This window comes from Neobacillus niacini (assembly GCF_048572935.1).
In the GTDB taxonomy this organism is placed as follows: Bacteria; Bacillota; Bacilli; order Bacillales; family Cytobacillaceae; genus Neobacillus; species Neobacillus niacini.
In genome coordinates this window covers 4,821,065-4,842,319 of sequence record NZ_CP183883.1, presented here as the reverse complement: position 1 = coordinate 4,842,319, position 21,255 = coordinate 4,821,065, and the positions used below count along the sequence as shown (strand labels likewise).

20 protein-coding genes are annotated in these 21,255 nt (G+C 38.9%); 14 read left to right on the top strand and 6 right to left on the bottom strand.

Annotated features, from left to right (window positions below):
• From ACN6MT_RS23835 to ACN6MT_RS23780, 12 genes are all read left to right on the top strand, one after another.
• Positions 1–1,104, top strand: coding sequence for a zinc-binding dehydrogenase (locus ACN6MT_RS23835; RefSeq protein ID WP_419888358.1), 1,104 nt, complete (start codon positions 1–3; stop codon positions 1,102–1,104).
• Between the two features lie 124 nt (positions 1,105–1,228).
• Positions 1,229–3,289 (top strand): sigma-54 interaction domain-containing protein, encoded by a 2,061-nt coding sequence (locus ACN6MT_RS23830; protein WP_419888357.1) that lies wholly within the window; start codon positions 1,229–1,231, stop codon positions 3,287–3,289.
• Between the two features lie 153 nt (positions 3,290–3,442).
• Positions 3,443–5,206: a M28 family peptidase gene (locus tag ACN6MT_RS23825; protein ID WP_419888356.1), complete on the top strand. Its 1,764-nt coding sequence runs from the start codon at positions 3,443–3,445 to the stop codon at positions 5,204–5,206.
• Positions 5,207–5,374: 168 nt separating this feature from the next.
• Positions 5,375–6,682 carry an amidase gene (locus tag ACN6MT_RS23820; protein ID WP_419888355.1) on the top strand — a complete coding sequence of 436 codons (1,308 nt, stop codon included), beginning with the start codon at positions 5,375–5,377 and terminating at the stop codon, positions 6,680–6,682.
• A gap of 38 nt (positions 6,683–6,720) precedes the next feature.
• Complete coding sequence (locus ACN6MT_RS23815) at positions 6,721–7,833, top strand: CapA family protein (protein ID WP_419888354.1); 1,113 nt, start codon at positions 6,721–6,723, stop codon at positions 7,831–7,833.
• Positions 7,834–8,136: 303 nt separating this feature from the next.
• Entirely contained in the window at positions 8,137–8,475 is a 339-nt protein-coding gene (locus ACN6MT_RS23810; RefSeq protein WP_419888353.1) for a DUF5655 domain-containing protein, read from the top strand.
• Positions 8,476–9,060: 585 nt separating this feature from the next.
• Positions 9,061–9,312: an ArsR/SmtB family transcription factor gene (locus ACN6MT_RS23805; RefSeq protein ID WP_419956522.1), complete on the top strand. Its 252-nt coding sequence runs from the start codon at positions 9,061–9,063 to the stop codon at positions 9,310–9,312.
• 11 nt (positions 9,313–9,323) lie between these two features.
• The gene (locus ACN6MT_RS23800; RefSeq protein ID WP_419888352.1) at positions 9,324–10,283 is read left to right on the top strand and encodes a TIGR03571 family LLM class oxidoreductase; all 960 of its coding nucleotides are present in this window, start codon (positions 9,324–9,326) and stop codon (positions 10,281–10,283) included.
• A gap of 43 nt (positions 10,284–10,326) precedes the next feature.
• On the top strand, positions 10,327–11,349 hold the full coding sequence (locus ACN6MT_RS23795) for an LLM class flavin-dependent oxidoreductase (protein WP_419888351.1): 1,023 nt from the start codon (positions 10,327–10,329) through the stop codon (positions 11,347–11,349).
• Positions 11,350–11,486: 137 nt separating this feature from the next.
• Positions 11,487–11,786, top strand: coding sequence for an iron-sulfur cluster assembly accessory protein (locus ACN6MT_RS23790; RefSeq protein ID WP_419888350.1), 300 nt, complete (start codon positions 11,487–11,489; stop codon positions 11,784–11,786).
• 191 nt (positions 11,787–11,977) lie between these two features.
• Complete coding sequence (locus tag ACN6MT_RS23785; protein ID WP_419888349.1) at positions 11,978–12,694, top strand: SDR family oxidoreductase; 717 nt, start codon at positions 11,978–11,980, stop codon at positions 12,692–12,694.
• Positions 12,695–12,868: 174 nt separating this feature from the next.
• The gene (locus tag ACN6MT_RS23780) at positions 12,869–13,768 is read left to right on the top strand and encodes an aldo/keto reductase (protein WP_419888348.1); all 900 of its coding nucleotides are present in this window, start codon (positions 12,869–12,871) and stop codon (positions 13,766–13,768) included.
• A gap of 280 nt (positions 13,769–14,048) precedes the next feature.
• On the opposite strand, the gene ACN6MT_RS23775 is transcribed toward ACN6MT_RS23780, so the two are convergent.
• The 3 genes from ACN6MT_RS23775 to ACN6MT_RS23765 form a co-directional block, all read right to left on the bottom strand.
• The gene (locus tag ACN6MT_RS23775) at positions 14,049–14,483 is read right to left on the bottom strand and encodes an ASCH domain-containing protein (protein WP_419888347.1); all 435 of its coding nucleotides are present in this window, start codon (positions 14,481–14,483) and stop codon (positions 14,049–14,051) included.
• A 762-nt stretch (positions 14,484–15,245) separates the two neighbouring features.
• Positions 15,246–15,500 carry a CBO0543 family protein gene (locus tag ACN6MT_RS23770; protein ID WP_419956521.1) on the bottom strand — a complete coding sequence of 85 codons (255 nt, stop codon included), beginning with the start codon at positions 15,498–15,500 and terminating at the stop codon, positions 15,246–15,248.
• Positions 15,501–15,850: 350 nt separating this feature from the next.
• Positions 15,851–16,285, bottom strand: a complete 435-nt coding sequence (locus ACN6MT_RS23765) for an Rrf2 family transcriptional regulator (protein ID WP_419888346.1) — start codon at positions 16,283–16,285, stop codon at positions 15,851–15,853.
• A gap of 202 nt (positions 16,286–16,487) precedes the next feature.
• Between ACN6MT_RS23765 and ACN6MT_RS23760 the strand changes: the two genes are divergently transcribed.
• Complete coding sequence (locus tag ACN6MT_RS23760) at positions 16,488–17,360, top strand: SDR family oxidoreductase (protein ID WP_419888345.1); 873 nt, start codon at positions 16,488–16,490, stop codon at positions 17,358–17,360.
• A 144-nt stretch (positions 17,361–17,504) separates the two neighbouring features.
• On the opposite strand, the gene ACN6MT_RS23755 is transcribed toward ACN6MT_RS23760, so the two are convergent.
• The 3 genes from ACN6MT_RS23755 to hxlA all read right to left on the bottom strand — a co-directional run bounded on the left by ACN6MT_RS23755 (position 17,505) and on the right by hxlA (position 19,538).
• The gene (locus ACN6MT_RS23755; RefSeq protein ID WP_419888344.1) at positions 17,505–18,224 is read right to left on the bottom strand and encodes a 3-ketoacyl-ACP reductase; all 720 of its coding nucleotides are present in this window, start codon (positions 18,222–18,224) and stop codon (positions 17,505–17,507) included.
• Between the two features lie 115 nt (positions 18,225–18,339).
• Entirely contained in the window at positions 18,340–18,897 is a 558-nt protein-coding gene (hxlB, locus tag ACN6MT_RS23750; protein WP_308080005.1) for a 6-phospho-3-hexuloisomerase, read from the bottom strand.
• Positions 18,898–18,905: 8 nt separating this feature from the next.
• Positions 18,906–19,538 (bottom strand): 3-hexulose-6-phosphate synthase, encoded by a 633-nt coding sequence (gene hxlA, locus ACN6MT_RS23745; protein WP_419888343.1) that lies wholly within the window; start codon positions 19,536–19,538, stop codon positions 18,906–18,908.
• Between the two features lie 641 nt (positions 19,539–20,179).
• On the opposite strand from hxlA, the gene ACN6MT_RS23740 reads away from it, so the two are divergent.
• Positions 20,180–21,040, top strand: coding sequence for a YitT family protein (locus ACN6MT_RS23740; protein ID WP_419956520.1), 861 nt, complete (start codon positions 20,180–20,182; stop codon positions 21,038–21,040).
• The last annotated feature ends 215 nt before the right edge of the window (positions 21,041–21,255 follow it).

Genomic DNA, 21,255 nt, shown 5'->3' with positions numbered 1-21,255 from the left:
ATGTTAAAAAACGATTCAATTAATACCATAAAACCTAACCATGTTCCTGCTACCATGACAGCTGTTGTCATCAGGGAACATGGCGGACCGGAAGTACTAAAGTATGAATCAATCGCAACTCCCTTGCCGGGGCCAGGAGAGGTATTGCTTAAAGTTGAGGCAACTGCATTAAATCACCTTGACATTTTTGCAAGAGAGGGCTTAAAAGGACCTGGGGTCCCAGAAATCACATTACCGCATATATCGGGTGTAGATATTGTCGGAACTGTTCAATTTTATGGGCAAGGGCTCCCTGGACAGAAAGGCGGACCTGCCATAGGAGAAAGAGTTATCATCAATCCTGCTATCGGTTGTAATGAATGCCGCTTTTGCCGACGTGGAGAACCAAGTATGTGCCATGACTATCAAATATTGGGGGAACATTTTTGGGGCGGTTTGGCTGAATATGTAGTGGCCCCTGCACGCAATATTATACCTGTACCTGCTCACATTCCATCTGAGGTAGCTGCAGCTGCTCCAGTTGTTTACACTACTGCATGGAGAGCCGTTATGACGGTTGCCCAGGTAAAACCATCAGACGTGGTCCTTGTGGTTGGGGCATCTGGAGGTCTGGGATCAGCCCAGGTGGAGATTGCAGCAGCAGCAGGCGCTACTGTAATCGGAATTGCGAGTACCGAGGACAAACGTCAAAAAGCACGTAAAAAAGGCGCTGTCGCCATGTTTGATTCAAATGGTGATTGGGAAGCAGAAGTAATGGAATGGACCAATGGACAGGGGGTCAGTGCCGCTTTTGATGCTGTAGGGGCTCCTACCATAAGGAAAAGCTTGCGCTGCCTAGAGATGGGCGGGAAAATCGTCCTATCTGGAGCAACAGCTGGTGATTCGCCTGATTTAAGCATAAGAGAAATTTATCAGCGTCACCGTCAAATACTAGGCGCACCGATGGGGAATTGGGAAGATTTCTTGCAGGTGACGAACCTGATTTGGAACGGAAAATTACATCCAACTATTCATAAAGTATATCCTTTCGAGGAAATTGCTGAGGCACAGCGAGAGTTGGAAGAGAGAAAGCATTTTGGAAAAATAGTAATAAAGATAAGTTAAAAAAATTGTAATGGTAAAAACAGCCTCTTGGCTGTTTTTATTTTTTTGAATAGTCTTCATTGACTAAAAAATCAAAAAAATTTACAATATCCTTTATAATAGGTTGAATTAGGGGGAGAATAGGTTGCCTAAGATTTTAGCGGTCACGAAGGATAATCGTACATATAAATTGTTTTTTAATCAAATTTCTGACTTTTTTAATGGAAAAGTGACCATTTTATCACGCGAGAAATGTCAAGATTATGAAAACGTTGATATCATATTGCTCTCTAATAAAGAGCTTCAAGACGACCAGTACCCCGAAGAAAAAGTCTTAATTGCTAGAAGGACGATAAATATTGCAAGACTAGAAGAATTAATCTCTTTGCCGGCAGGAACTGAATGCCTTGTAGTGAATAACTTATCCTCCACTGCCTCTGAAACGATCGAAATTTTGGAAAACCTCGGTTTTGAATTAAAGTTCTATCCCTATTACCCTGGAATCAAAACTTATCAAAAAGTAGAGGTCGCCATTATTCCTGAGGCACTTGAAATGGTTCCAAAAGGGATAAAAAGAATGATCGATATCGGGTTGCGTCCATTAGATTTTTCAACCCTCATTGAACTTTCACTTAAGTTAAACATCAATATCGATCGAGCCAATATTCAGTCAGCCAGATACATTCAAGAAATCATAAAATTAAGCAGAAACCTTTCACATTCCTTTAAAGAGGTTGCCCATCTCAATCATCAATTAGATGCGATTTTAAACACTGTACATGATGGAATTCTTGCGACAGATGCAGAAAAGAAGATTATAAAAATAAACAGATCCGCAAAATCAATGCTCGGTATGCAGCATTCAGAGAATGAGATCATTGGAAAGAAAGTTTCAGAAATACTTCCAAAATTGAAGTTGGATTCCTACATAAATGATGATTTATCGCAAAAAAACCATGTTATATCCTTTAACGAAAGAAAATTAATTATCAATAATAGTTCCATTGTAGTGGATCAAAAAAATAGTGGAGACGTCACGGCTTTTCAGGATGTAACACGGATTCAGGCTTTGGAGCAGGAAATCAGAAAGAAGATACAAAAAAAGGGGTTTTCTTCAAGGTATTCGATATCAGATATCATTGGTAAAAGTCAGCGAATGAAGGATATCTTGCATATTATTAACAAGCTGGCTAAAACAGACCGGACCGTATTAATATTAGGGGAAAATGGAACTGGAAAGGAATTGTTTGCCCATTCTATTCATCAACTATCATCCCGTCATAACGGCCCATTTATTCCCGTGAATTTTGCTGGGCTACCTGAATCATTAGCGGAAAGTGAACTTTTTGGATATGAAGAAGGGACATTTACTGGCGGAGTAAAAGGTGGTAAACAAGGACTTTTTGAATTAGCACATAATGGTACCATCTTCCTTGATGAAATAGGGGACGCTCCTAAAAACCTGCAAACTCTGCTCTTACGCGTTTTACAAGAGAAACAAGTGATGCGGGTTGGGGGTAGAAGCATTATCCCAGTGAATGTCCGTGTGATTGCCGCAACAAATAAGGACCTAAAAAAGATGGTGGAAGAAGGAAGCTTTCGCGAGGATCTCTATTATCGGTTATTTGTATTGCCGCTGCGCGTCCCACCGCTTAGAGATCGGAAAGAGGATATTCCGGAATTAATCACTCATTTTTTTGAAGAATATTGTCCTAGCATTCCAGCTATATCGGACGATGTCTTGGATGAGTTAGTGAATTATGATTGGCCTGGTAACGTAAGAGAACTGGCAAGTGTTGTCCAATACATGATTACAGTGATGGAAAATAACCTTATCACTTTTTTTGATTTACCAGAACAATTTCGCCATACTGGTCCAACTGTAAAAATAGATGATACCCTTTTGCAGCTGACTAAAGAAGGAGATTTGATAGATTTTCATACGATTCTATGTAGTTTACTAGAAGCAATTCAGGAGCGGAAAAGCATAGGCCGAGGGAAAATTGTTTCGTATGCTAAAGAAAAGGGAGTCATGTTAACGGATCAACAAGTTCGGCGCAGAATGGAAACGTTGAGGGATTTAGGATTTATTCAATCTGGAACAAAAGGCCAGGGAAGCAAAATAACCCAAATGGGTATAAATACCATGAAAGAAATGGAAAGAATCATAAGTGAAAACGAAAAAGTAATGAAAAGGCTGTCCTAATTGGACAGCCTTTTTTAGCCTATTAGACCCTAATAGGTAACCTTTGTCGCAGGTGAGTTCTTTATTTCTACGACTTTTGAAATTTAGTAAATTGGCACAATACTTGCATTAATAGTATATGAAACCATGTATCCAAGAAAGGGGATAAAATCAATGTCAACTGTTACAAATATTGCTCTTGAGAAAAGCTTACTTGATGAAATTAGTATGGAGGTTCCCAAAGCCGTCCTGGAAAGATTCAGCACGTTAATTCGTGAATCTGGTAGTGAAGATGAAAGAATTGCCGCTGACTTCTTAACGAATTATTTACAAGAATGGGGTGTACCTCATAAGGTCCATCACCCTGAATTATATTTAAGCGTTCCAAAAAAGGCTTATCTAAAAGTAACAGCTCCCTTTGAAAAAGAAATTCGCGTTAAAACACCTTCTTTTTCAATTGCAACCGGTTATGATTCAGTCAGTGGCGAGCTTGTTTACATAGCTACTGGATATGCAAAAGGCATTAATGATATTTTCGGAACGGCAGTAGATGGCGATTTAGGAGATTTACAAGGGAAAATCGTCCTTACTGAAGGGTATGCGATGCCAGGAAAGGTAAGGGAATTTGCCGAAAAGGGAGTAAATGCGATGATTTTCATCAACCCTGGCAAAAACATTCACGAGGGCATATGTACACCAATCTGGGGAGCACCGGATTTAGAAAACATGAATAACGAACCAACCATTCCGGTCCTTGCAATCAATAAAAATGATGGCGATGAGTTAAAAGCATTAATTGAAAAAGAAAGCGTAACGATTGAATTCAAGACATATCTTGAAAAAGGCTGGATGGAATGTCCAGTAATCGATATTTTTATAGAAGGAACAGAAGAACCAGAAAAATATGTTCTCCTACATGGCCATTTAGATTCTTGGCATGAAGGAATCGGAGATAATGCTACAGGGAATGCTGCATTACTAGAAATGGCACGGATTTTTTATAAGCACCGCGACAAGTTAAAGAGAAGTGTGCGAATTGCAGTTTGGACAGGTCATTCAACGGGCAGATATGCCGGTTCGAGCTGGTTCGTTGACCAATTCGGATTAGATTTAGATAAAAATTGTATTGCACAGGTGAACTGTGACTCTCCCGGATGCCGCTGGGCAACTTCTTATGAGTATATGATGTGGATGAGCGAAGTCGATGAATTCTGTACAGATGTTATTACCGATGCTGTCAATCTTCCTTCAAAAGGATCAAGACCACTTCGTGCAGGTGATTATTCTTTTAACAACATTGGTATTACTTCCTTCTTTATGCTTTCTTCCAGCATTCCAGAGGAGCTTCTAAAAGAAAAAGGCTACTATCCTGTAGGCGGCTGTGGAGCAAACATTGAATGGCACACAGAAGAAGATTTAATGCATGTAGCTGACTTAGATATCCTTGTAAAGGACATTAAAGTCTATATTACCGGGGTGCTTCGTGCAGCCAATAGCGTTGTTCATCCATTTAATTTTGTGAAGACCGCGGATGAGTTTGAGAATACGATTAAATCCTATCAGGACGCAGCAGGCTCCAATTTTGATTTTACGCTAGCATTAAATGAAGTGTCTGCACTTCGCGAAGATTTACTAGCATTCTATGACAAAACAAACACATTAAAAGGTTTGGAAATTAGCAACCCTGTAGTGCAACAAGCAAATCAAGTCATTGAAAAATTAGCTAGAATCTTGGTTCCAATCAACTTCACAAAGCGTGGGAAGTTCTGGCATGATCCGGCTCTTAATGTTCCAGCCCTGCCAGACATTGCACCTGCATTAAACTTTAATCAGGTACAAGAAGGAACTCATGAGTATAAGGTTTTAAAAACTCATTTAACTCGCGGTCAAAACCGTGTCATTTGGGCCATTCAACAAGCCCGGGAATTACTATCTTAAGAGTGTCTGCTGCTGGGAGTGTTAGGAGCTTGCTGACACTCCTTTTTACGAGAAAGAATGTAGCATTTAAGGCTCGTCCAGACCAGCCTGACAAATGGAGGAGAAACCTACATCGCCATAACAAGTGCAAAAGATTTACTATTTAAAACGATCGATGAAATTGGAACGTTGTATCGCCGTAAGGAGGTATCACCGGTTGAAGTAACCAAAGCAACTTTGGAACGTTTGGATGAACTCGAGCCTAAGTTAAATGCTTTTATTACAGTGTTGGCAGAAGCCGCCTTAAAGAAAGCTCAAGAAGCAGAAGCAGTATTTCTTAAGGGAGAAGCTGTCGGCAAATTGTACGGAGTGCCTGTATCAATTAAGGATATCTTTAACACTAGGGGAATCAAAACGACATTAGGCTCAAGAATATTACAAAACCATGTTCCGGATGAGGATGCGTATCTATATACAGCGCTACAATCTTCGGGTGCAATTATTTTTGGTAAAAACAATATGCTTGAATTTGCTTATGGTTCTGTTCATTCCGATTATGGTCAGTGTAATAACCCTTGGGATGTCAATAGAACTTCCGGAGGCTCAAGTACGGGTTCAGCATCATCCGTAGCTGCCGGAATTGGGTTCGCCTCGATTGGAACCGATACAGGGGGATCAATTCGCCTGCCCTCCTCATTTTGTGGGGTTGTCGGTTTAAAGCCTACCTATGATAGAGTTTCGCGTGAGGGATTATTCCATTTATCCCATTCATTGGATCATATTGGGCCGTTAACGAGAACCGTTCGCGATAATGCGATTGTATTAGAATGTATTTCTTCTATCCCAGTAAACTTTAATTCTATTTTTACCGGTTCCATTAAAGGTATGAAAGTAGGAGTTATCCGTTCTTTAATCGACTTATCTGGCATTCATCCAGAGGTAAGAGAACTGGTGAATGCAGGGATTAATCAGCTTGCTGAATTAGGTGCTGAAGTCGTGGACATCGAAATACCTGAAATTGCAAACATAGGCGAAATCGCTCTTCCAATATTGATGTCAGAAGGATCCTTCCATCATAAGAAGTGGTATCCAGAACGTGCAGACGATTACGCAGAAGGAACCAAGATCGTTTTGGCAGAAGGATTCAAGATACCAGCTGTAAGTTATGTAGAAGCACTTGCTAAGAAAAGAAAGTTTGCTGAAAAAATCGACAGTCTATTCGATCGTTTCGATGTACTTGTATGCCCAACCTCACCAAGTCCTGCAACGGAACGTGATCCATCATTTGAAGATACAACATATGATTATCTCCAACGAACCATTCCGTTTAACATTGCGGGTAATCCTGCAATAACGGTTTCCGCCGGACTTACGGCATCTGAAAATTTACCTGTAGGTCTTCAGTTCATTGGGCGTCACCATGATGAAGCAACCATTTATCGTATCGCCGATACATTCCAAATAGCCAATGGAGGATATAAACGCCCGCTCATTTAGGGGCCATTTTTCTAAAATAAATTTTGGGGGTTGTCCATATGTCATCAATCACTATTGCTGCTGTAGGTGATATTACTCTATCGCAGAAAGTTGGAAAGGAATTATTTAGAGGTGTATGGGATGCTGCGGATATTCGAATTGGAAATCTGGAATCGCCAATCATGCATACACCGGGTGCTCCCGCTGATAAGCAATTTCGATTGCAACAGCCAATAGAAGCAGGGGAATGGCTGAAAGAGTTGAATCCTACAGCCGTTTCAATTGCTAATAATCACACGATGGACTGGGGCCAAGAGGGACTTTTTCAAACACAAGAAGAATTGGATCGAATTGGCGTAAGCTATGCTGGAGGAGGCCGGAATCTAGAAGAAGCCATCAAACCTGTATATTTTCAAGCAGGCGATCATAGAATTGCATTCCTATCATGGGCCACTACGCTGTCACCAGGATTCCAGGCCATGCACAATCGTCCAGGTATAGCGGGTGTAAGGGTTACATCTTTCTATGAATTAGGACCAAGTCTTGATTTGGAGCAGCCTGGAACAGCTCCGTATATTAAATCAGTACCGTTTGAGGAAGATCTAGAATTACTTGAAAAAGTGATTGAGGAGGCGAATAGGGAAGCAGATCTCGTTATATTAGCTCTTCATTGGGGTGTACCGCCTCAGTGGTGTGTTCCATATCAAGGTGTGATTGCCGAATATCAACCAATCATTGCGCAGCGTGCAGCCAATGCTGGTGTCGATATTATACTTGGGCACCATGCACATGCTCCATATGGAATGGAAGCATTCAAAGGCAAAGATGAAAAAGAAGTGCCTGTGCTTTACAGTCTTGGAAACTACATTTCTCATTACGAATACTCAGGAGTAGGGCTGGATATGTCTTCCTGCACCATTAAATTCCCTCCTAAGCTCCCAGAAAACCGCCAAAGCTGTATTGCAGAAATCAAACTAACTACTTCTAATAAAAGACTTAGAGTTGAACGGGTTACAATTCATCCAGCAGTAATCAGTGAGATTGGTGAAGCAATTGAAACTAGCATCCAAGAATGTTTAGACATTGCCAATCGATTAAATGAGTTTAATAATCAGCGTGGTACTTTAACCATAATTGAAGATAATACAGTTGTGTGGAATAGCAAGAAATAAAACATTGCCTAAAATTTGAATGAATGATTTCTAATATAAAACCAGCCGACTAATGATTTGGAGAGACCCAGATAAATGATACAAGGAAAAAACACCCCCTGAATCGTATTTATACAATATGATTCTTAGGAGGGTGTTTTTCTATGAGCACAAGAGTACATTACCTAGAAGAAATAAAGTGGGAAGCGATTAAGATTAAACAGCTGGAAAGACAAACAAAAAGAAATGGTAAAATGATGTAAAAGGAGGCAAAATAAAGGTAATAAAATTTAATATGTTAAAGTGAATGTAGGAGATGGTGATATGTCAGAAGATGAATTATTCTCAAATAAGGCATCTAATGTTTATGAAATATATTCAAAAATACTCGATTTATTGAAAGAGATTGGACCTTTTAAAATTGAGTTTAAAAAGACTTCTATACATCTTTTGAATAAATCTTCCTTCGGAGGAGTTCATCCAAAAAAGAAATGGTTAGATTTTAATTTAGTAACAAACCATCAAATTGAACACGAGAAGATTACTAAAATTGAACAAGTTTCAAAAAACCGATTTCACAATAACTTTAGATTTTATAGTGAAGACGAACTAAATAAAGAGTTTTTAGTTCTTTTAAAAGAATCATATCAATTAATGAGTTAGTTAGATAAAGGATATTTATTACCAATGAACAGCATTTTGATTGGAATTATATCTGGTATAATATTTGGTTGATTCTCTGTACTACTAAGGCTCCTGTAATTTGAAGTTAAACGTATTTCTATTATTGGTTCGTTTATTAATCGTTCTACGATTGGTTTCTTGAGGAAGCTCTGGAACGCCATATTCAGTCTGCCCATTATCAGGAATACAGGAACCATATTACAGACCGTGTATTAAATAGAGAAGTCTATAAAGCTGAAAATAATGGAATTAGTTCAAAGATTAAGTTGCGGAACAGTCGAACCTGCTATTTGCAGGTTTTTTAGTGACCTTTTTTAAATGGTAGCTTCTCACGGTATCTCCCTTCCAAACAAATGATTTGATTTGGAAGGACCAGATAGATAAGATAGTAATATCGCGAATTACCGATTTGGCATGATGCTTTCAGATCCTCTATTCAGCTTTCATTGGGATAGTGATAATCGATATAGAAAGAGGCAAATGACATTGGAACGATTAAATGATGAACAAGCCGTTGAAATTTTTAAGGCATTGTCGAACCAGACAAGGGTGAGCATTCTTCAAATGTTAAAAGATCCAGACAGTCATTTTTCACCGCAAACCCATATTATTGCTGATGAAGGATTTAAAGGCGGGGTTTGCGTAGGGGATATCCGAAGCAAGGCCGGGATTTCGCAATCCACTACTTCACAGTATTTATCGATTCTGCTGCAAAGCGGACTGGTTGAAATGAAGCGAATCGGACAATGGACGTATTATCGCCGTAATGAGGAGACGATTAAAAAGTTCGAAAAATACATTGGTACAAAAATTTAAGGAGAATTGAAGTGAGTTTATTACAGCATCGAGCATTTAACAGGTTGTACCAAAAGGATAAAATGACGCTTGGTTTCGCGATTCCGACGGCAAAGATGTCCAAATATCCGATTATGGAAAATCAGCTGTCGCTTGCCCGCAAAATTGAAGACCATGGTTTCGCGGGATTGTGGCTTCGGGATGTTACGATTCAGAATTTGAATATTGATGATAATGGTCAAATGTATGATGTATGGATTTATTTGACCTATCTTGCTGCCCATACGAAGGATATTGCACTTGGGACGGCGAGTGTGGTCCTCCCGCTGCGCCATCCTGTCCGAGTGGCAAAGGAAGCATCATCTATTGACCGGTTGTTTCCCGAACGCCTGATCATGGGAGTGGCTTCAGGAGACCGGGATAAAGATTTCACAGCTTTGGGAATATCCAAGCTCGAAAGTGGAGGGCTGTTTAAAAAGAAATATGCATTCCTTGAACGGCTGTTAAAGGAGGAAAATCCGACAATCAACAGCGATTTAGGCATCATCGATGGAACGGATATGAGAATGATCCCCAAACCTTTTTCTTCGATTCCGACCATGGTGACAGGATTCAGCAATCAATCGATTGAATGGATCGCCCAGAATGGGGACGGCTGGATCCAGTACCCGAGGATTATCTCACAACAAACTCAATTGATTAACGAGTATCGCGAGTTGTCGGAAATTCACTCCCCAGGAGTGTTTAAACCTTTCACTCAGACTTTATTTATCGATTTATCGGAAAATCCCGATACGTTTCCTGTTCCGATTCCGTTAGGATTTCGTGTAGGGCGCAAACAGTTATTAGAAATTCTATATCAATTTCAATCCATTGGTGTCAATCACCTGGCATTTGTATTGTACTTTTCAAAGCGCCCTCCCGAGGAAGTCATCCAGGAGCTTGGAGAGTTTGTGTTGCCTTACTTTCCGACTCATGAAATTCCAGTATGAGATTAGTTTTTAAAAAAATTAGATAAGGGAAGAAGATGAACTTATGTCTAAACATCCAAATAAACTAAACGAAATTCCATTCTCGGTGCTTGATCTTTCACCGATAACAGCCGGAAGTACTCCTGCTGACTCTTTCCGCCATACATTGGAACTCGCACAGCTTGCTGAAAAACTTGGTTACAACCGTTTTTGGCTCGCAGAACATCATAATATGCCGTTTATCGCCAGTTCCGCCACTTCTGTGGTGATGTCCCATGTGGCATCCGGTACTTCAAAAATCAGGATCGGTTCAGGAGGAATCATGCTGCCGAATCACGCACCGCTCGTCATCGCTGAGCAGTTTGGCACTCTTGAATCATTATATCCTGGGCGAATTGACCTTGGTCTGGGGCGGGCACCCGGTACAGATCAGGGGACCGCTCGTGCATTGAGACGCAACTTGGGAAGTACCGGAGATGACTTTCCTGAGCAATTAGCGGAACTCCGCGGTTACTTTAATCCATCCCTGGCACAAGGGAACACTATAAAAGCGATTCCAGGTGAAGGTTTGAATATTCCAATCTGGCTGCTGGGTTCAAGCGGCTTCAGTGCGCAGCTGGCCGGAGAACTGGGTTTGCCATTTGCGTTTGCCGCCCATTTCTCGCCACTTAACACTCTGGGTGCTCTACAGATCTATCGCAAGGCGTTTAAGCCCTCGAATGTTCTCGAAAAGCCATATGCGATCGTGGCATTGAATATCATTACAGCAGAAACGGATAAAGAGGCAAAGCGCCTTTTTACAACAATACAGCAGCAATTTTTGAATCTGATGAGTGGCAACCTTACACCGCTTCAACCACCGGTAGATGACATATCCGAAGTGGCCGGCAGCTACCAATTAAAGGCTCTCGAGCAGCAATTAGGCTCATCGATTGTTGGCAGCCAGCAGACGATAAAGGACAAGCTTCATACATTTTTGGAGGAGAGCCAGGCAGATGAAATCATGGCCATTGCCCAAGTGTACGACCACAAAGCTCGCCTGCATTCATACGAGCTTCTGGCAGAAATTACAAAAAGTGAAAGGTAAAAAGGCGATCAGCAAGGAAACCTTTTTGATTTTTCTAAGGCACTGAATATGGATGAAACCGTGAAATCAGGTTATGAGGTTGTTTACAGGATTCCTTAATTTAAAAGATAAAAGTTGATAGAATAGGAGACAATGATATGAACTGCAAAATTAACCGAAATGCTGCTAAAGTGCTGAAACAAATGTTGGAAAGTGAAGAGGCTGAAGGGAAAATGGTTCGTGTCTACGTTACATTGGACCATGGGGACCATGCCCATTATGAAGTAAAACTTGATACGCCCACGGACCATGATGAAATTGTGAAAACAGACAAAGGCATTGATGTTTTACTTGATAAAAGGGAACCGTTTTTAGATGGGGTTTGGATCAAGTATTTCTATGTGCCGCAAGAAGGATTTGACATCACGAATTCTTCCAAAGGGCATCACCATCATTAAACACGTGACAGAGCGATACTAACTGTTTTTATACCCTCATATATCTAGCAGAAACATATACTAAACACGGTAAATTACTTGTATTAATTGTATTAAATGAGAATAATACCAACGATGTTTTATAATTTTAAATTAATACTTCAAAATGAATTTCAATACAAAAAATGTTTTAAGAAGGAAGGTTTTTTACTATGTCATTAAATGGTAAACGAGTAGTTGTTATAGGGGGTACTTCTGGTATTGGTTTAGCAACTGCCAAAGCGTTTCTCGATCAATCAGCTCAAGTGATCATTGCCAGCCGTTCTGTTTCCAAATTAAATGAAGCAAAACAAGTTCTTGGTGGCAATGTAGAAGGAAATGAAATCGATTTTCGAAGCGAAGAAAAAGTAGCAGAATTTTTCAGCAAGGTTGGAAAATTTGACCACCTTGTGGTAACAGCAGGAGAAGGCGCAATGGGGCACTTTAGCGAATTGCCTGTGGCAAGTGCTAAAGAGGCGTTTGATAGTAAGTTCTGGGGGCAATATATAACCGTCCGTTCAGCACTTCCATATTTAAACAATGAGAGCTCAATCACCTTAACCTCTGGTGTATATGGCGTTCGTCCTCCTCAAGGCGCTACTACGTTAGCGGCAATCAATTCAGCCATTGAAGGATTGGTTCGAGGACTTTCCGTAGACCTAGCCCCTATTAGGGTAAACGTGGTTTCACCTGGAATTGTAGACACTCCAATCTATGCTGGAATGCCAGATGATCAGAGGCAAGCACTGTTCAACGGCATTGCACAACAGCTCCCTGTTGGACGGATTGCAAAGCCGAAAGACATAGCTGAAACCTATGTATACCTTGCTAAAAATGGTTTTACTACTGGTACGGCTGTTCTTATTGATGGTGGAGCCCACTTAGTATAATGGCCTAAATGGATGTTGAACGGAAGCTTATCACCCTGCCAAGCAGCGGTTCTAACTAAAATAGAAATAAGTTAAGAATTAAGTAATTCACTGGTGGCAATACTGCAAAAGAGTATTGCCGCCTTTTTTGTTATTAGGTACATAAAAAGATACAAAAGGAAGTGTTGATTTTTAATGAGTGTACAGGACGAAAATAAATTAACAAAAATAAGAAATTCCCTTGAAAGTCGTGTAGTTACATTGCCTGATGGAACTTCTATGCCAAGAATAGGACAAGGAACTTGGTACATGGGAGAAAATCCTCAAATGAGAGAAAGGGAAATCAAAGCTTTACAACTCGGAATAGAATTAGGCATGAAACTAATAGATACGGCGGAAATGTATGGTGATGGCGATTCTGAACGCTTAGTAGGTGAAGCCATTAAAGGACGAAGAGATGACGTCTTTTTAGTATCAAAGGTGTATCCTCATCATGCTGGATTAGATATGATTGCCAAAGCGTGTGAAAACAGTCTAAAAAGGCTGGGAACCGATCTTCTTGATTTGTACCTATTACACTGGCGAGGACGTGTGCCATTAGCAGAAACCATTGAAGGAATGGAAAAGCTACGCAAGGAAGGAAAAATAGTAAGGTGGGGAGTCTCCAATTTTGATTTTGATGATATGAAAGAGTTATGGAACACCACTAACGGAAAAAATTGTATGATTAATCAAGTATTATATCATCTTGGTTCAAGGGGTATAGAGTATGATCTCTTACCATGGCAGCGAGAACATCACATGCCTATTATGGCATATAGCCCGCTTGCTCAAGGGGGTTCTTTAAGAAGACAACTGTTAACGGATCCAACCATTTTAGAGATTGCAAAAAAGTACGCTGTACAACCCTTACAAATCGCTCTTGCTTGGACAATCCGGTCTAACAATTGTCTAGCTATTCCAAAAGCTGTTCAAGAAGAGCATGTACTAGCAAATGCGGAAGCTGCTATTATTGAATTAACAAAAGAGGATTTAAATAGAATTGATGAAGTATTTCTGCAACCGACTAGAAAAATGCCTTTGGACATTTTATAGAAATTTTGAGGATAGACAGGAGAGAAGGGATTGAATTTGTATGTCTTCAGAGGTATCGGGAAAATATACTCCCATGCAGCGCAGAGGAGGCTCCCGGCCTAGGATTCTGAAGTAAGTAAATGCACTGACTAGACCGATGGGATACTTCTTTTGTGTTAACAAGGATACGACTACCACATGGTGGTCGTTGCTCTCCTAGCAACTACTGGATTACATTTTAGGTAATACATTCGCCGTATAGTCAGTTAGGAAGTCCTGCTGACTTAACTAAGACTAGTTTTTAATGATCCATTCCGGGATACTCCCACAGACCAAGCTGCCCTTTTGCAGGAATAAACTCCTTTAACGTGCGCATCCCTTCCACTTCCCAGGCATAACCGCCTACCCGATAATCACCTAACAAAAATTCAATACCGGAAACAACTCGCCCATCTTCCAGTACCGCCCAAGTTTCATTGCTTTCAACCACTCTTATGCAATTTTTCAGTTCACAGACGCCAATGATAACACCTGTCGGGAGGTCTTCTCCTGAATATCCGTGTTTTTGGAGAAGCTCCTGGACCCTCGGGTAGCGGCAGGCGGCCTTGTCCGGTTTTTTGCTCGTATGAATCGCTAATGGACCTCGATAGTTGGTTCTCCATGTCCTCGTTTCATATTTGGACTCGCCAAGGACAAACAAACTAGCCCAGGGCTGAATCATTGATAGAATTTTCATTTAGCCCGTCCCCAATCAGAAAAATGTATGACTAGGGTTCCCTTACTGAAGGAAAGTATATACTTGCTTCGTTACATTCATTTAAATTTTTAACGGTCAAACTGTAACTTGTTCGAAAAGTATCTATAATTTTAGGAAGATAGGATAAAAGAGGCTTTAACATAAAAACAGAGCAAAGAAAAAGGGTATGGGATCTTCATATTTGAAAAAATCGGGGGACGAATGTTTCGATTAAGCAATCATTACCAAACAGATGAATTTATGATCATCAACATTGTTTATGACTACAGATCAAAAGTTAAAACGTATACTTTTTAGCGGAAAAGTTTCTGTAATATGTCCCTTATTAAGGCTTAGGCTTCCGTGACTCTATCATCATCACTAGTGGCTATGGAGTAGGGAATCCACGATTTAAAACCCACTTACCCTGCTTCATAAAGCCGATGAAGCAGGGTATTCCCGCAAATGCATCGTTTAACCTACTCATAACCCGTTGAAGTAGGGAATCGACGATTTAGTACCAACTTACCCGGCTTCTTAGACAAATACACAATTTTTTTATCGCTTAATCAAGTGATGGTTTATTCGTAGGATTCAAATATGTACGGAGTACTATTAGATGTTATTCAGCTACTTCTAGCCTTTTCCGTTCAATTATAATAGACATTGAAAATCTGACCAATAAAAAGGAAAAAGAAAGCGAATAAAAAGTGGTTATCCAATTCCACCCCTTTTTATATTTAACAAGCTGTGTGTTTTTTTCTAGCCATAGCTCAGTATAGTCATCGGTACACTGAAATACAGAACTTTTATATGGCACTGAAGGATGTGAGAATCCTTAGTCAGTTGATTATAAAAGACACATGAAATTGGGAATAGTATGTAATCAAACACCACACTTGTTTTAACTTGTTTTGGAAATCGGGTGGGATATTTAACATAACTAGTATTAACAACCAGTTTGTCGACCAATGATGCATAATAACTTTTTATAAAGAAAACAAGGAGCCAGCCCATTGCAAGTTGTTTTTTAATTAAATAAATAAAGGAACTAATACCAAAGAAATATAGCAATTTTATAAGGGTTTTTTCAAAATTTCGGCCCACGTTTAGCACCTCCATAAGATAGGTTATCTCTGATACATGTGGTTATACTTAGGACATTCGTAAATTAGATAAGTAAACAATGAATAAAACAAGGCTCTATCTTGTAATAAAATTTTTTCCTAATTATGAACATTTTCACTTAAACAAACGAGTGCGTTGATTCAAAGCAGGATTAACGCTATTTTTGTGGCCTTAATGAACTAACTATAGAGCAGATTAGTTGAAAGAAAGAGAAAAGACATTCTTTAGGAATGTCTTTTCTAACAGATATTTTCTTTAGTAGCAATGTCTCTCACAACATCTTCTAAAGTAACATTTCTTAAAACTATCTCCATTGCCAATTGTGCAGCTGTGAATAATGGTTCAATTGTATTTTGGATGTTCCTTCCTACAAGACAATCAGGATGTGTACTTTCGTGTATGCTAAACAACTCTTTCTCCTGTACAACATTCACTGCCTTGTATAAGTCGAACAGAGTGATACTAGATAATTCCTTTGCGAGTTTAGCACCTGCAATTCCTGGATTTACTTTTATCAAACCAGCTTTTTTTAACATCCCCATTAGTTTTCTTATAACGGCTGGGTTCGTATTGACACTCCTAGCTAAAAATTCAGAAGAAGTAACTCCTTCATTATTTAATTCAATTAGAGCCAATATATGAATACCTACTGCAAATCGGCTGCTGATGGACATTTTCAGTCACCATCCTTATTAACTAATCCTTATATTTTTTATTTCATCATCATGTAATTGTTTTGATTACAAGTTTATTATACCAAAATACAAACAAAAAAATATCTATTATTTTGCCTGTTGACAAAATAGTTACATGTAACTAAAATGAATACATGTAATCATTATTGTTACAGATAAAAGTTTACTGGAGGGAATATTAATGAAAATATTAGTAACTGGAGCAACAGGGAAATTAGGTTCAAAGGTTGTAGAATCATTATTGAAATCTATACCTGCAAGAGAGTTGGTAGTAAGTGTTAGAAACCCAGAGAAAGCAGAAGGACTTCGTAGTCGAGGGGTTGAAGTTCGTCATGGAGATTTTGATCATCCAGAAACATTAGAAAATGCTTTTAAAGGGATTGACCGCTTATTAATTATTTCTGCGGATGGTGACAATGAAACGAGAATTCGTCAACATACTAATGCTGTCCAAGCAGCTGATCATGCAGGGGTAAAATTTATTGCTTACACAAGTTTAGCAAATGCAACAGAAAGCAAAAATATAATGGCTCCTCCTCATATTGCGACAGAAGCAGCCATCATTAAGACTGGTATCCCATATTCTTTCTTGCGTAACAATTGGTATTTGGAAAATGAAATCGGAAGCATTCAAGGAGCTATGGCTGGAGCTCCATGGGTAACATCTGCTGGAGAAGGTAAAGTAGGCTGGGCACTGCAACAAGATTACGCAGATGCAGCGGCAGCAGTTCTTGTTGGAAGTGGTCACGATAATACAGTATATGAACTTTCTGGTCCACTTTTAACTCAGGAAGAATTGGCAGCTGCTCTTGGTAATGTAATGGGTAAAGAAGTACCTGTACAACAAGTTAGCGACGAAAAATATGCAGAAATCATGAAAGGCTTAGGTTTACCTGATTTTGTGATTCCGATAGTAGTAGGAATTCAAGAAAGCATTCGGAACGGTTCACTAGAAGTTGAAAGCAATGATTTTAAGAAAATTCTTGGTCGTCCAGTTGCTCCAATCAACGAATCACTGACCGAACTTGTTAATGCAATTTTACAAACAAAATAAAAATCAATTTGAAAACCGACATTAAGTCGGTTTTTTTTGCTGAATTATTCAGTTGTAATCCGAAAAAGGAAATTAAACATGAGAAATAATTATCAGATTGTTTGAACGAACTAAAGAAGCAGACCCCACTGGATCTGCTTCTTTTTATGATGGATTTGTTGACCATAATCCGGCTGTTTTAACGAATACTCTTGGATTAAATTTTAAACTAGCCACGACTAATTCTGCAAGGTCTTCTGGGTGCATCACGTTTTCTTCATTGCCTTTAACAAGATTTGTATCAATGGCTAAATCTGTAACGACCGTACTTGGTGTTAAAGCAGTAACACGGACATTATGTTTTCTTACTTCTAGCATAAGTGATTCTGTTAGCCCTAAAACAGCGAATTTAGAAGCACTGTAAGCACTTGTAACAGGAGCACCTTTTTGGCCAGCAGATGAAGAGATATTAATGATATCTCCTGATTTTCTTTCGATCATTCCTGGTAATACTGCTCTCGTTACATTATACACACCCATTAAATTGACTTGGATGATTTTTTCCCATTCTTCTGGTGTTAGATCAAGGAACCCACCAAATTTAGCAACACCAGCATTGTTGATTAGGATATCAATTGGGCCTAAGTCTGATTTGATATGTTCAACAGCATGGGTAATTGATTCAAGATCGGTCACATCTGCTGTTGCTGCAGAAACCTTTACATCAAATTGTGCTAGTTCAGCAGCTACCTTTTCTAGATTAGACATATTTAAGCCGATTAGGCCTAAATGAACGCCTTCTTTTGCTAAGGCGATAGCAGTAGCACGACCAATGCCTCTACCTGCGCCAGTAACTATTGCAGTTTTTCCATTTAAAGAAATCATTTTATCACTCCTAAAATTATTACAAATTGAAGTAGTTCATTTTAACAGAAAGACCGCAATCTTGCATGGAAACAGCTTGCGGTCTTTCCTATTTAGAACTCGAGGAATAATATATTTATTCTAAGTTGGCGTGTTTACCGTACATTTTATTGGTATCCAAACCTTTTTTCTCCATGAACCGAAGAATCACAGCGTCATAAAATAGTAAAAGTGTTTGCTCAAATAATGAGCCCATTGGTTGAATCGTCTTAAAATCACTCTCTGACTGATCTTTTGGTGAGCCAGGCAACTTAATTGTGATATCCGCTAATTGTCCAATAGTGGACTCAGGGAAAATGGTTACAGCTGCAATCGTCCCACCGATGCTTTTTGCCTTCTCAGCCATGGAAACTAAACCTTTCGTTTCTCCTGAACCTGATCCAATGATTAAGATGTCATCTTTTTCAAAGTTAGGGGTTACTGTTTCGCCAATCACATAGGCATCTATTCCCATGTGCATCATTCGCATGGCGAATGATTTGGCCATAAATCCAGATCTACCTGCGCCTGCAACAAAGATTTTTTTAGATTCAAGAATCCCATTAACTAATTTTTCAGCTTCATCATTCGAAATTAAATCTACGGAGCGATTTAACTCTTTTATGATTTCTGCTAGGTATTGAGTTGTATTCATAATCTGAATTACCCTTGATTAATCATTTGTTGCATTTTGGCAGCAGCAGCTTTTTTATCACCTTGTCCAGTAATCCCGCCACCTACAATGACAAGGTCTGGTTGTACTTTGATGACTTCTGGAAGTGTGTCTAACTTAATACCACCTGCGATTGCAGTTTTAGCATTTTTTACAACACCTTTGATGGTTTGTAAATCTTCAAAAGAGTTCTTTCCAACTGCTTGAAGATCATAGCCAGTATGAACACAAATATAATCAACGCCCATAGCGTCCACTTCTTTTGCACGTCCAGCAAGGTCTTTTACAGCAATCATATCAACAAGGATTTTTTTACCTTGTTTTTTCGCTTCTTCAACAGCACCTTTGATTGACATATCTTCAGCCGTTCCAAGAATTGTGACGATATCAGCCCCTGCTTCAGAAGCTTTCATTACTTCATAACCAGCAGCATCCATGATTTTTAGGTCTGCTAATACCTTTAAGTTAGGGAATGCTTTTTTAACTGCTTTTACAGCATGAAGACCTTCATTGATTACAACCGGTGTACCGATTTCAACGATATCAATGTGCTCTTCCACTTCTTTAACTAACTCTATTGCTTCTGGGATATTCACTAAATCTAATGCTAATTGTAATTCCATCTATATTCACTCCTATAATTTTTTAATTGTTGTACAGTGATCATGTTTCCAAAGGGTAATAATACTTTTACAGTAATATTATCCTTATAGTGCATTAACTGTACCTGCCAGCAATAAGGGATACCATGTCCTCTCGCTGAACAATTGCAAGTATACAACGTATGATTCAACATTAAAAGTACGCACTTTTATTTTACATAGTGTAAAAAAGTATACTAAAAGACAAACCGCTTATAAAGTCTTACTATAAGCTGTTTTCGTAAAATTGTTGCTATCATTTTCACGAACATAATAATCACTAGAATGCAGACGAGGACATAAATTGCTTTTTTCCAATTGAAAGGTTCAAGCAACTTGATGAACGAAGTTTTATTGGGGGGTTAACAGAATATCATTATAGCTTTATGGGGTATATTCCTATCCCACATCCATTAATCAAAAGAACAGATCCTGATTTAGCGAAGAAACACTTTTAATAAGTCAAGAATTGTGGTCTTTTTATTTGCAATGATCCAGTGCATAAAGGAAATAAAGGAGTACAATCTGGAAAAAGGTGAATAATATTCCTGTGTTGAAAAGGATTTTAGCTCAACTGTTTTATAGTAAGGAATCAAGAATAATAGATAATTAAAGGTGAGATGATGAAAAAATTTGTTGAGTATGTTTTTTTAACTTTTGGCGCGTCAATCGTTGCTATGGGATTAGAAACGATGTTAGCACCAAACGGGCTAGTAGATGGTGGTGTAACAGCGTTATCAATTATGGCCAATGCTTTATGGGGAATCCCAATTTATGTTGTATTTTTGGGCTTAAATATTCCTATCTTAATTTTTACAGCTAAAGAAGTGGGTAAAACCTTTGTCATTAGAACTCTATATGCAAATATCATTACTACCGTTGGTTTAGTACTATTTAAATCGATTCCTCCTATTACTCAATCTGAAGTATTAATTGTTTTATACGGTGGGGTTATCTTAGGAGTTGGGATAGGAATCGTTGTAAAGTTTGGCGGTGCAATAGATGGCACTGAAATGCTGGCGATTTGGTTTAACCAACACTATCGATTTCCGATTGCCTCATTTTTATTAGTCGTGAATGCTTTCATATTTACGATTGCAGCGCTTGTCTATTCATTGGAACAAGCCATGCTTTCTCTAGCGGTTTTTTATCTAGTCACGAAAATGATTAATTATGTTTTAGATGGATTAAATCATGGGAAATCTGTCATGATCATTTCAGAAAAACCGGATGAAGTTGGAGATAGTATTATCAACCATTTAAATATCAGCATTACATTTTTATATGGAGAAGGAGGTTTTTTAGGGGAAAGAAAGAAGGTTATTTATTGTATTACGAACAGGTTTATTTTTTCCAAATTAAAAAGTGTCGTTTTAGCATCAGATCCATCAGCTATTATGGAGGCGTCATATGTTTGTGAAACATCTGGTATAGATAGGTCGCTTTTATTACCGAAAGCCAACCCTTCTAACAATAAATCGTAATATTTGCTTACATTAGTTAGCATCCTGTTTGATACTAGAGAATAGAAAGCGTGTATATTTACCTGTTTTAAACCAATTCGCAAAGGTTTGATAAATGTCTGTGTAAACGACAAGGGCCAAGATTCGGCATTAAGAAAAAATATCACAACAAGTCTTGAACCCAGGGATACTCCCTTATTTATCATTAGTTGATCAAACTATTATTTAAATCATAA